The sequence below is a fragment of the Blastococcus aggregatus genome (assembly GCF_900221005.1).
GTDB lineage: Bacteria > Actinomycetota > Actinomycetes > Mycobacteriales > Geodermatophilaceae > Blastococcus > Blastococcus aggregatus.
This window is the reverse complement of record NZ_OBQI01000004.1, coordinates 440,580-452,281: the sequence shown is the minus strand read 5'-3', so window position 1 is coordinate 452,281 and position 11,702 is coordinate 440,580. Positions and strand designations below refer to the sequence as shown.

The following is an 11,702-nucleotide window of genomic DNA, read 5'->3' as shown; positions in this document are numbered from 1 at the left end:
TGGTCGCCCGCCCTCTCACTTTGCTGTGGGCGCTAGTCGATGTCGGGGAGCGCGAGCCTAATGTCGGCGGTGGGCCGGTACTGGGCTTGTTCGTCGAGTTCGATGCAGCCCATGTTCTTCAGTGCCCCGAGGGTGAGTTTCTCTTGATTGCCAATGTTGCGGTGGAAGACCGGCTCACCGTTAGTGATGCGCAGGAGCGTGCGAGCCTGGCTCGCGTTGAGGCCGGAGGTCGTGGTCTGGAGCCGACCGATGACCTGAAGCAGTGACTTGGCCGAGTCGATTGGCGTGATGGTCGCCCGACCGTTGATCTTGTGCAGTCGCAGGCCGGTGCCTTCGAGCACGGGTGGGATCGAAGCCAGGGCGTCCTCGATGCGTTCGCGTGTCCACCCGAGTGTGCGGGCGGCGTGGATGATCGACGCCAGCCTCGGTACCGACACTAGTACGGGGATCAGGACTTGTGCGTCGGCTGTTGGCGAGGTTCGTTCTTCTTGTTCGGATGCCCCGTCCTGGTCGGGCTCGGCCGGGCTCGGCGGGGAAAGCAGTTCGGCGACCGTCAGTCCGAGTTCGAACGCGAGTCGGTGAATCTGCGAGAGCGTGACATGACCGTCGAACTGTCCGGTCTTGCGTGCTTGCCGGAACTGAAAGTACGGGATCTTGGTCTTCTGGACGATTGCGCGCTCGGAGAGTCCGAGAATGTTCATGCGGTCGGTGATGAGGTCCCGCTCGAAGTCGATCTTCATGCGATTGGTGCCATCCGGATCCCGTAGTTGTGCTGCCACCGGTCGGAACGCAAGGTCTGCCAGTTCGTGGCGAGGGGAAGTCTCAGTTCGCTGGTGACCTTGCGGATGCCCGCGCGGGTGGCGTTGGCGTTCTTGTCGATCAGCGGGGGGTTCTCATCGCCGGTGATGAGTTCAAGCCAACGCTGGGCAGCGAGGATGGGGCGTGCACCGTGGTCGATCGTCGTGCCCAGACGGGGAATGGTTCCGTCCGGTTCGACGTCGAGTGCGCGTAGCGCGAGGGTGTCCTCGGTGCTGACGTGGTGGGCGTGCAGTACCGCGGCGGCGGCACGCCACGGATCGGCGTAGGTCATGAGGGCCTGGTAGTGCTCGGGCGTGAGCGGGTTGACCAGTCGAAGGCGGAGGAACCGTTCGAGGTGGCCGCGGCTGACGCGGACGTTGAGGCCGTTGCGGAAGAGGCCAGCCTGGGCTGCCCGGATGGCGGTGATCGCGGGCAGCGGAGTGCAGCCGTGCCGCTGCCACAGGAGGGCGATGAGCCGAGCGATGTCTTCCTCGGTCGCTGCTGTGCTGCGGCGGGCCGTCCGGTAGGCGTCGAGGTAGACGCGGTCGGCGGTGGCCACAAGGTCTGTTGGCCAGAGGGACCGGTAGGTGGAGCGGTAGGAGATCCAGTCGTCGTCGGGGATCTCGATGTCAGCCTCGTCGTCTTCCGGCCCGGGTGGTGCCGGGGGAGTGGGGTGGCGGAGTTCGGCGGGTAGGTCGGTGAAGCGGCGGGTCATGCCGCCGAGTTGCTCGATCGTCTGCGCGTGAACGGACACCTGGCCGTAGCCGGTGATCAGGTGCAGGGTTGCGCCGATCCGCTGGGAGAAGTCGAGGCTTTCGAGGATGCCGTTGCGGTCCATGTCTTGGACTTCACCCAGGTACACGTCGGTGACGCCGTGGGCCAGTGACCATGCGCTGGCGGTGTTGAGCAGGGTGTATGACCCCTGGGCCTTGCTGTAGAGGTCTCGTGTCGCGCCGAGGCTGCGCATGATGTCGGCGGCCAGCGAGTGGATCGACTTGGCGTTGGGGCGAGCGATGGCGCGTACGGCCCGCGGAAGGGCAACGGGATCAACGAGCCCGGCCAAGTCCTTCCCCTGCGGGGCCTCGTAGTGAAGAAGCGCGGTCATGCTGCGGCCTCCTCGTCGATGGAGACGATGGCATCGTCGAAGTCAGTCCGCGTCGGTGCGGTGACGTTCCAGTCCTGCAGGGTCTCGATGAGGTCGACCCATTGACGCAGGTTTCCGCGAGCGAACTTGTCGTCGGCGTAGCGGATGACGTCGTCGGGAACCGTTGCGAGCCGGTCGTCGATGGTCCGAACGGTGTCGAACAGGTCTTGGCCGCTGAGTGTCCGGAATGTGCGGCGAAGCCGGATCCGGGAGTCGAGTGGTGTGTTCTCGCGGACCGTCGCCATGGCTCCGTAGCCGACGAGTAGCAGCGGGAACCGGGGGCGGGTGATGTCGTGGATGTACCGCGCTTCGGTCAGCCCCTTGATGCGGACGTTCTGGACTTCGTCGAGGACGAGCAGGCCCTGCCATTCGCCGAGGGCTTCGGCGAGTTCGGCTTCCATCTCGGTCTTGTTGCTGCCGGTCGGGTTGTGTCCGGTGACCGCGGTGATGCTGATCCGGAGCAGATCGAGGGGGCGCGGGTCCTCCGGCATGACCGCGATCGCGCTGGGCCGATCACTCTGCTCAGCGGCCCACTGCGCGAACGTCGACTTGCCGGTGCCGGGCGGTCCGTCGATCAGCCCGATCTTGTTCCTGGCAAGCAGGCCCGCCATGGCGCTCGCTGCGTGCCGGAAACTGGGCGTGTGTACCAGCGGATGATCGAGTTCGAGATGAGGCGGAAGGACCAGGGCGTTCAGATCCGGCCGCTGTTTGTAGTCATGCGTTGACCTGCGGCCGATGGCGGTCAGTTCAGTCGTCATTGATGCCACCAAAGTTCGAGCCGGGGCGCTTGCTGATGCGCTCCTTGGCGTCCTGGATCTTCTTGTCGCGGCGCTTCTCCTCGGACTTCGTCCGAGAGGGTGCGATTGACCGCTTCGTCCGCTGGGGCGTCGTGGGGTCGACCCGTGGAGCCGCGGACGGCTCCACTGTCTCTGCACCGCGTCCGCGGTCGCGGCGGGCGTTGAGGTCGGTGACGTTGGCGATGGCCTCGTCAACCGCCTCCTGCACGTCTGGGTCGATGTCGCCGTCGTAGGCGGCGGTGTCGTCGCCGGTGGCGTTCCGGTGAATGCGGTCCTGGACGGCGGCGGCGTTGACGCGCTTGAGGAGGTCGAGGTCTCGCTCGCGGTTGCGGAGGATGGCCTGACGCTGTGTCTCCGTCAGTAGCCTCCGGTCGTACGCGCGGCAGACCCACGTGTCGCCGTCGAAGACCTCGATGAATCGGGTCTCGCGGGCCAGGTACCGGACGGTGACCTTGAAGCCCTTCTCCCGGTAGGCGTTCAACTCAGGTGCGAGGTAGTCGACGCCGCGGAACCGGATGCCTTCGCCGTTGATCGCCCGGTTGAACGAGGCGCGCATCATCATGGCGCGCACTGTCTCGACGGCGACGGGGCGGATCTCGGTGGGGTCGTCCTGCCAGGCAACGATGGGGAACTGGTCGCCCAGGCGGTGCACCCGGCCCGTGGTGTTCTTCTCCACGAGCCAGCCGTCGAGACGCTGTTGCAGGTCCTCGATGGTGAGGATCGTGTCCGGGTCGATCTTGTCTGGGGTGTCCGGACAGAGCAGCGGTTTTCCATCATCGCCGTTGCCGCCCTTGGTGTAGGCGGGCAGCCCTGCCAGTAGTTGCTTGTTCAGGCCACTGAACGTGGACTCGGCCGGACCGTTCTGGTGCTTGTAGAACGCCTTCGTCGGTGCCACGACGACACCGAGCATGACCGCCCCGCGGGTCACGGCCTCCGCGAAGTGCTCCCGGGCGTTGTCGAGCACCAGTTGCACGGGCAGCCCGCCAACCAGGATCGTTTCACCGTCCAGGACGTACTCGCGGGTGGTGGCTGCCGTCGCGAGCAGATCACACATCGCGTCCTCGTTCGGGCGGCCCACGTACGCCACCGCGGCCAGGCGCATCGAGGTGGCGTTGTCGCGGACGATGCCGATCCAGGGGCGCACCACCTGACCGCGCGGCAGGCTCACCCATACGTCGGCCTGGGTCCAGTCCAGGTGCCAGGTGTGGTTCCGGTGCGGAGCGGTCATCGACAGGTACACCTGGTGCCGTCCCATCGCGTCCCAGCCATGCAGAATGCCCTCGCGGATGCTCGGGGGCAGGTTCTTGAAGGCCCGCGTGAACGTCGTGTAGGAGATCCGCCCGGGGGAGTCCTCCTCAGGCCACAGAAGAGCGTGCGCTTCCTTCCGATTCAGCACAGACCTGATGGCCGTCAGGTGAGTCTCGTTGATCTGGAACGGGCCGTCTTTGTCGTCCTGCCGCCGCGGGTCGACCGTCCGTGGCGTGTTCGCCGCGCTCATCGCAGCGTCGCGCTCGGCGGTCTGCGCTTGGTAGTCGGCGACCCAGCGGCGCAGAGTCCGCGGCGTGATCGCCGCGTGCGAGGCGATCTGCTCGACGGCGAAGTTCGGCAGGACTCCGCCGTAGGTCGACTGGTAGGACAGCGCAGCGCGCACGACCGCGTCCTTCTCGGTGTGGGTCATGCCGCGTCCTTCCGCACGGTCGCGGCAGGGGAGTCGGTGAGCCGGTGCACCTCTCCGTCGGCGCTGATGAAGCGGGCCTCGCCGGGATTCCGCAGGGGAAGGAACCGGACCCCGGCGAACCCGGAGCCCCACTTCTGCACGCCGAACTCCCGGTACCGCTGCGGTTGCGCGAGCATCGAGGCGTCCACGTTCAGGCGCACCCACGCGGTCGTCTTCAACTCGTCGATGACGACCCCAAGACCAGGGATCGACCAGACGAGGTCGACCCGCCCGCCATCGAACGGAATCTCGGCACCGAGGTAGTCGGCGTCCGCGTCCGGCGCGTACCGGTGCAGGTAGGCGCAGGCAAGAGAGGTGATCTGAGCGCGGGCCTTCGCCAGGTTGCCGAACACCCTGGTGTCCCGGGCAGCCGAGTTCACCCACTCGGTCGCCCGCTGCGCGATCACCCCCGACTGCTCGCCGCGGTGCTCGGCGAGCGCGCCCGCGCACTGGTGAACCAGTGAGCCGATCGCCACGTGCCAGGTGCTCATTCCGGGCCGCACGTCGCCGGTCGTCTTCGAGGCCGAGGTCGACCCGCTGCCGTGCAGGCGTGCTGCCGTTACGTGCCGGGCGGTCATGCCCGGGCCCCGAGCACGAAGGTCGGCTCGACCTTCGAAAACTGCGCATGGCAGCGCACACGCTGGGTGGCTGTGCCGGTTACCGGCAGCCGCAGCGCGGTAGGGGTTGCGTTGTTCCTATGGGTGGTCATGGGCGCTCCGCTCAGATTGACGGTTGGGCGCCCCTGACCTGACTGATCAGGCGAATAGGGAGGCGTCAGGGCAGGGGTATGAGCCCGCCCATGCGAATGCGAAACCAGCGCAAGAACCCTGTTGATCGCATTGCCGTGCCTCCTCTCCGTCTCAATATCGGCCTCGAACTGAGGCGCAGAGTAAGAGTCCGGTGCAGCCTCGGCAGTGTCCCCAGGAGGAGGCGTCCCCCCGAAGAGGTAGATCCCCGGCACTGCTTCGCCGTCGGGACCGGAGCCCAGCGGACTGCTGATATTGGCCATCATCAGGCGTTGTTCTCGCCGTAAGAGGGAAGTAGCGCTTCGCTCGGCGAAGCCGCGGTCGGACGCGGCGCCTGGAGCGCCTGAAGCCGCGCCAGCCCGCAGCACCACGGGTCGAAGTCGTGCCCGCTGTGCGGGTTGTCCGCGTCTCCTGTCCTGGACTGCTGGTACGAGGCGTCCGGGATGTAGCCGACAGCACCGCGCTCGCCGAAGGTGTGCTCGAACTGGCTGTACGATTGAAGTTCCTCCAGCGCATGCTCGAACCAGGCGTCGAACGCCGGCGGGTCGGCGTGCACGTCGGGTCCACTCAGCAGCACACCGATCGCCGCCTCGTGCACCGGGTGCAGACGTGCATCCGGGCTGCGACGGACGACGCGGATCTCCTCACCCCAGGGCAGGGCGGCCAACTCGTCGTCGCTTAGCACCGAGGCGTCCGGAATGCTGATTGTCAGCAGTTCGGTGTCCTCCCCGATAAAGTCCAGCAACTCCCAGATCGACCCGTCCTCCGGCGGGTAACACATCGCGGGGTTGCCGACCGTGGCGTCGATGACCACGCCCAAGTGGATGTCCACCAGCGTGAACAGCCAATAGCGCCCGAGGTGGCTGCCGTCGACGACCGGCATCTCGGTGCGGGCCAGTTCGAACGTGAACGGCAATCCGTCGCGGGTCGTGAACTTCTTCATCAGGTCTGCTCCTGCGTCTTCGTGAAGCCAGCGGGATTGCTGACGGCCAACAGGAAATCGCCCGGATCAGACACGTACCGGCGAAAGTGCCATCGAGTGCCGCGTGGACCGTCCGGCGCCACACGCGACCGATGGCACTTGATGGCACCCGACCACCCAAGCGCGTGCTCGGACGGAAGTCAGCGACCAACAAATCCGGAGATCAGGTGGCCATTTCGGGGGAGAAGGGGCTGCGGACCGTCCAACAACTGGCCGAAGTGGCACTCGACGGCACTCGCTGGCACTCGACGAAGCCGGACGGAAACGACGAAAGGACCCGCACGGTGACGATCAGGCAGGCCGGTGTCCCGCTCGACACCTCCACGCCACTCGACTCCCGACCGTCGCCAGACGCCCCGGTCCAGTCGCTGGAGGAGATCGGGCGCCGCACCGTCCTCGCCCGCGTCGCCGCCGACGGCACCCGCTGGTGTCGCTGCTGCGACACCAGCGCCGCACCTGGCCCGACATCGGCCTACTGCCCCGACCACCTCCGGCAGCGCAACCCGCTGCTGAAGCGGCTCCGCCGCCAAGCCGAGCGCGAAGCCGCCGAAGCGGCCCGCGCCGCCGCACCGGCTACCCCGGTCGTCCGGGACGACATGGTCCAGATGCCCAGGGAGGCGCTACGGCAGATCGGGATCCGAGCCGCCGCCATGGCCACGCACATTGCCCGCGCCTCCCGCCACTACCACGCCCTCCAGCAGGAGGGCCGCGATCCGGTCTGGCTCGACAACCTCATGTGGAGCGCCAAGGAACTGGACGCCGCCATCCAGAGTGGTATCGCCAACGACGAGGTGCTCCCGCGCCACCTGGCCCGACGTCCGCCAGCCAGGCAGCAGCCCCGCACCGCCTGATCGCGACGCTCACGCCGCGCGGTGTCGGCGACCTGGGATACCGTCCGGCCCGTCGGACCGGCGTCGTCGGCTCGACTACGGGCCCGAGGGGGATGACAGTGCCCTCGGACCCTTGCGGGGGCTCGGACCGGATGACCGACGGCCCGAACCTTCGAGCCAGGGTTGTTGGCTCGAACCGCCGCGCTGGGCTCCGCTGGTCGGGGTCGCAGCGCGGCGCGCCCACGCTGCTCCACGGCCCCGCCATTCGACGGGGAGAGGATCAGTCCCCAGTGGACCAGGCCGCGGACTGTCGTAGTCGGCCTGCATGATCAGGGACAGGAGCGGCCTGCGTCGGCCGATACCCCTGTACAGGGCGCCCGCGGAGGCGCTTGGTCTTCGAAGGGACGGCGGAACAGTGCAGCAGGCCACGGCGGGCGCGAGGACTTCGTGAGCACGATCCGCAACCAGCGCCTCAAGGGCCAACTCGAACTGACCTGGACCAACAAGGACCAGCGACTGCTCTCGCACGGCGAGGACACCTACGAGTGGACGACGCCGGATGACTACCGTGTCAGCGAGGTCCGGCTGCTCCACGACATCGCCACGGTGGGTGAGACCCACAAGGACGCCGAGCGCGCCAAGGACAACCTGCTCATCCGCGGTGACGCCCTCCATGCGCTGACGTCCTTGAAGGAGTTGCCGGAGTTCGCGGCCGAATACCGCGGCAAGGTCCGACTCGCCTACATCGATCCGCCGTTCAACACCGGGCAGATGTTCGAGCACTACAACGATGCTGTCGAACACAGCGTCTGGCTCACTCAGATGCGCGACCGGCTTACGCAGATCCACGAACTGCTCGCTGACAATGGCAGCCTGTGGCTGCATCTCGACGACTCCGAAATGGCCTATTGCCGGGTCATCCTGGATGAGGTTTTCGGCCGTCAGAACTACGTCGGAACGGTCGTGTGGGAGACGGACGCGGGCCGCCGCAACGACACCGACATCAGCACCGTGCAGGACTACATTCTGGTCGTCGCCAAGGACAAGAGCATCTGGCGCAAGCAGCGCAACCTCCTGCCGCGCACGCCGGAGCAGGAGAAGCGCTACCGCAATCCCGACAACGACCCACGGGGGCCGTGGCTCCAAGGGGCAGACAGCACGGCTCGCTCCGGGTCCGACGCGCTGCGCTACGAGGTCGCGCTGCCGTCTGGCCGGACGGTGGTGCCGCCGAAGGGCGTCTTCTGGCGGTTCTCGCGGGAGAACTTCGACCGTGCACTGGCTGAGGACCGCGTGTACTTCGGCAAGGACGGCGACGGTATGCCGATCGTCAAGCGCTACCTGTCCGAGGTGCAGGGCGGGGTGGTTCCTCGCTCCCTGTGGCTCGCCTCCGAAGTGGGCAGCAACATGACCGCCAAGCGCGACCACCTGCGCAAGATGTTCCCCGACCTGCCCGCGTTCGCCACGCCCAAGCCCGAGGGCCTACTGGAGCGCGTCATCCACATCGCCACCGACCCCGGTGACATCGTTCTGGACTGCTTCGCCGGATCCGGAACCACTGCCGCGGTCGCCCACAAGATGGGCAGGCGATGGGTCACCTCAGAGTTGAGCGCCACGAACCTGGCGGACTACACGCGTCCTCGCCTGGAGAAGGTCGTCAACAACGAGGACCCCCGCGGCATTACCGCATCGATCGGATGGCAGGGCGGCGGCGGCTTCCGTGTCATGGAGGTCGGGCCGTCGATGTTCGAGGCCGACGAGGACGGCGGCATCCTGCTCGCCGAGTGGGCCACCAACGGCGCCTTCGCTGAGGCCGTCTGTGCACAGTTGGGCTACGAGCGCCTCGGCGCGGAGAGCCGCCCGTTCAGCGGACGGAAAGGCCGCATGCGGCTGGCCGTCGTAGACGGGGTCGCCGGAGACACCGAGGTCGACTTCCTCGTCTCCCACCTCGCCGACGGCGAGCGCCTCACCCTAGTGGCGAAAGCCGCGACCGAAGACGCCCAGGACCGGCTCAGGACCCTGTCACCGGGCAGTCGCCTGCGCACCGCACCGCGAGACCTGCTCCGCGTGCGCTCTCACGGGAAGGCAGCCCAATGACCCTCCTCCCCATGGACACCGACCTCATCGAAGAGGTCGCAGCGCGGCTCCAGTTGCGCGCCCCCAACAAGGCCGCCCTGGAAGCCGTCGCCCGACGCCTGGATGAGGCCGACGAACCGCTCGACGGCGTCTGCGATCTGGCTACCGGCGTCGGCAAGACCTACATCGCGGCAGCCCTCGTGGACTACCTGTACGAGTCCGGGGTCCGGAACATCCTGATCGTCACCCCAGGGACGACGGTCTTCGGGAAGACCGTCAACAACTTCACCCCCGGCCACGCGAAGTACGTGAACGGGCTGGAGTCAAACCCGCTCGTCATCACGAGTGAGGACTTCGACCGTGGCGCGGTCGCGCACGCCCTGGCTGACGACACCCGCCTCAAGGTGTTCGTCTTCAACGTCCAGCAGTTGATCAAGCCCACGCAGAACACCTCCCGCAAGGTCCGCGAGCACGACGAGAACCTCGGCGGCAGCCTCTACGAGCACCTCCAGCAGGTGTCAGACCTCGTCGTGATCGCCGACGAGCACCACGTCTACTTCGGCAAGAACGCCAAGGCGTTCACCGCCGCGGTCAAGGACCTCAAGCCGCTCGCGCTCATCGGGCTCACGGCCACCCCGTCGGAGAACACCACCGACGACCAGATCATCTACAACTATCCGCTCGCCGCGGCCATCGCCGACGGCTACGTGAAGATCCCGGTCCTGGTGGCCCGGAAGGACGGCCAGGTCACGCTGCGCCGCCAGTTAGCCGACGGCCTCCTGCTCCTGGAGCGCAAGCGCGAGGCTCTCGTCGCGTACTGCGCCAAGCAGGACTGCGACCCGGTCAACCCAGTCATGTTCGTCGTCTGCGAGAGCATCGACGACGCCAACGAGGTCGCCTCCGAACTGCGCGGTCCGGACATGCTCGGCTCCGATGAGGCCGTCCTCGTCGTCACCAGCGAGTCCCCCGACGAGTCCCTCGCCGCTCTCGACAAGGTGGAAGACCCCGCCAGCCCGGTCCGGGCCATCGTCAGCGTGCAGATGCTCAAGGAAGGCTGGGACGTCAAGAACATCTACGTCATCTGCGCCCTCCGCGCACTGGAGTCCCAGGCGCTGTCCGAGCAGATCCTCGGCCGGGGCCTGCGCCTGCCGTTCGGCTCCCGCACCGGCGTCCCGATGCTCGACAGCGTCGAGGTCCTCTCACACCGGCGCTTCCACGACCTGCTCGCCAATGCCCGCGCGCTGCTGGAAGCGACGTTCAAGGAACGCGCCGAGAAGGTGGTCGCCGAGTCCTCCACCGGCCAGGTCAGCGGCACAGCCAGCATCACCGGCGGCGAGAACCTCGCCCTCCCGAACGATGGCCAGGCCGCCGATCAGGTGACCCGCGTCGACGGGATCGTCGGCACCGGCCAGTTGACCATCGCAGGTGCCAGCGCCGCCGACAGCGAGGGCAGCATCGGTCTCGTCTTCCAGGAGTTCGAGGACCGCGCCCAGGAGGCTGAGGCTGCCGTACTGCTGCTGCAGCAGGACATGAGCCCGCGCTCCGACGCTCCCCGGATCCTCTTCCCGCGCCTGGACAAGCAGATCCAGCCGCAGCCGTTCACCCTCTCTGACGTCGCCGATGACGATGCCCGCGTCCGTGGGCTGAACTACCGGTCGGAGATCGCCAGCCCGCTCGACCGGGTCGGTCTCGTCGCCGAGCGACGCGGGGAAGCGATCGACGTGACGCCGCGCAAGCAGGCCGAAGACATCGCCGCCAGCCAGGAGATGTTGCCGGTCGTCGATCTCATCACCGAGATGACCGGCAAGGTCCTCAGTAGCGGCCTCGTCATTCCTGAGACGAAGGAGAAGAACGCCGTCCGGCGCCTCATCCGGGCGTTCCTCGCCGGAGCCGGAGTCGACGATCCCGAGACGGCTGAGTGGTCACAGCGCCGAGTCCAGGCGGCTACCGACGCGTTCCTCCACCTGGTCCGGGAGAAGCACAAGAACCGGCCCAGCGGCATCGTCGAGAAGATCGAGTCGATCGGCTACCCGCCCAGCACCCTGCCGTCGATCACCGAGACCCTCGACCGGTACACCGTCCAGAACGCGGCCACGTTCGTCCCCGGCAAGCCCTACACCGGCTGGACCAAGAGCATCCTGCCCGCAGCCGCCTTCGACGCCTACAGCACCGAATACCGGCTCGCCGACCTGCTCGACTCCGCCCCCGAGATCACCTGGTGGGTCCGCGTCCTGCCCCACTACGGCGCCTACCTAAACTACGGCGCCAACCAGCGGTACATCCCGGACTTCATCGCCATCGACACCGATGGCGTTCACTGGCTCATCGAAGGCAAGGCTGACGTCCGAGCCAACGACAAGGACGTCCTGGCGAAGAAGGAAGCAGCCGAACGCTGGGTCCGGCACGTCAACGACAGCGGCGAAGTCGAAGCCGAATGGCGCTACCTATTCGCCACCGAGACCAACGTCAAGCACGCCGCCGGATCCTGGGTCGGACTCAAACAGGTGACCGGGTGATGACTCCCTGCCGAGGGGCCCACTGGCGTATCGAGAACCGCATGAGGGGAACGCAGGGAGCAAGATGAGTCAAGCAAGACCGACCACGGCAGGGCATGC

General features: G+C 67.1%; 9 protein-coding genes. 3 read left to right on the top strand and 6 right to left on the bottom strand.

The window, feature by feature from the left end; all coding sequences use genetic code 11:
• Positions 1 to 32: 32 nt before the first annotated feature.
• From CRP29_RS15430 to CRP29_RS15410, 6 genes are all read right to left on the bottom strand, one after another.
• Complete coding sequence (locus tag CRP29_RS15430; protein ID WP_097195930.1) at positions 33 to 740, bottom strand: hypothetical protein; 708 nt, start codon at positions 738 to 740, stop codon at positions 33 to 35.
• Positions 737 to 1,903, bottom strand: a complete 1,167-nt coding sequence (locus CRP29_RS15425) for a hypothetical protein (protein ID WP_097195929.1) — start codon at positions 1,901 to 1,903, stop codon at positions 737 to 739. Before CRP29_RS15425 ends, CRP29_RS15430 begins: the two co-directional genes overlap by 4 nt.
• Positions 1,900 to 2,700: an AAA family ATPase gene (locus CRP29_RS15420; protein WP_097195928.1), complete on the bottom strand. Its 801-nt coding sequence runs from the start codon at positions 2,698 to 2,700 to the stop codon at positions 1,900 to 1,902. Before CRP29_RS15420 ends, CRP29_RS15425 begins: the two co-directional genes overlap by 4 nt.
• A complete protein-coding gene (locus CRP29_RS22845; RefSeq protein ID WP_176522994.1) occupies positions 2,690 to 4,237 on the bottom strand; it encodes a Mu transposase C-terminal domain-containing protein in 1,548 nt (515 codons plus the stop codon). Before CRP29_RS22845 ends, CRP29_RS15420 begins: the two co-directional genes overlap by 11 nt.
• A 176-nt stretch (positions 4,238 to 4,413) precedes the next feature.
• Complete coding sequence (locus tag CRP29_RS22840; RefSeq protein ID WP_176522993.1) at positions 4,414 to 4,947, bottom strand: PD-(D/E)XK nuclease family protein; 534 nt, start codon at positions 4,945 to 4,947, stop codon at positions 4,414 to 4,416.
• A 520-nt stretch (positions 4,948 to 5,467) separates the two neighbouring features.
• Positions 5,468 to 6,145: a hypothetical protein gene (locus tag CRP29_RS15410; protein WP_097195926.1), complete on the bottom strand. Its 678-nt coding sequence runs from the start codon at positions 6,143 to 6,145 to the stop codon at positions 5,468 to 5,470.
• A 323-nt stretch (positions 6,146 to 6,468) separates the two neighbouring features.
• Here CRP29_RS15410 and CRP29_RS15405 point away from each other — a divergent pair, with 323 nt between their 5' ends.
• The 3 genes from CRP29_RS15405 to CRP29_RS15395 all read left to right on the top strand — a co-directional run bounded on the left by CRP29_RS15405 (position 6,469) and on the right by CRP29_RS15395 (position 11,603).
• Positions 6,469 to 7,035, top strand: coding sequence for a hypothetical protein (locus tag CRP29_RS15405; RefSeq protein ID WP_141437149.1), 567 nt, complete (start codon positions 6,469 to 6,471; stop codon positions 7,033 to 7,035).
• A 426-nt stretch (positions 7,036 to 7,461) separates the two neighbouring features.
• Positions 7,462 to 9,108 carry a site-specific DNA-methyltransferase gene (locus tag CRP29_RS15400; RefSeq protein ID WP_097195924.1) on the top strand — a complete coding sequence of 549 codons (1,647 nt, stop codon included), beginning with the start codon at positions 7,462 to 7,464 and terminating at the stop codon, positions 9,106 to 9,108.
• An 11-nt stretch (positions 9,109 to 9,119) separates the two neighbouring features.
• Positions 9,120 to 11,603 carry a DEAD/DEAH box helicase gene (locus CRP29_RS15395; protein WP_176522992.1) on the top strand — a complete coding sequence of 828 codons (2,484 nt, stop codon included), beginning with the start codon at positions 9,120 to 9,122 and terminating at the stop codon, positions 11,601 to 11,603.
• The last annotated feature ends 99 nt before the right edge of the window (positions 11,604 to 11,702 follow it).

Coding starts and splice junctions, on each gene's coding strand:
- CRP29_RS22840 (WP_176522993.1), bottom strand. CDS start 4,947: ATGAGCACCTGGCACGTGGCGATCGGCTCACTGGTTCACCAGTGCGCG.
- CRP29_RS15425 (WP_097195929.1), bottom strand. CDS start 1,903: ATGACCGCGCTTCTTCACTACGAGGCCCCGCAGGGGAAGGACTTGGCC.
- CRP29_RS15410 (WP_097195926.1), bottom strand. CDS start 6,145: ATGAAGAAGTTCACGACCCGCGACGGATTGCCGTTCACGTTCGAACTG.
- CRP29_RS15395 (WP_176522992.1), top strand. CDS start 9,120: ATGGACACCGACCTCATCGAAGAGGTCGCAGCGCGGCTCCAGTTGCGC.
- CRP29_RS15420 (WP_097195928.1), bottom strand. CDS start 2,700: ATGACGACTGAACTGACCGCCATCGGCCGCAGGTCAACGCATGACTAC.
- CRP29_RS15430 (WP_097195930.1), bottom strand. CDS start 740: ATGAAGATCGACTTCGAGCGGGACCTCATCACCGACCGCATGAACATT.
- CRP29_RS22845 (WP_176522994.1), bottom strand. CDS start 4,237: ATGAGCGCGGCGAACACGCCACGGACGGTCGACCCGCGGCGGCAGGAC.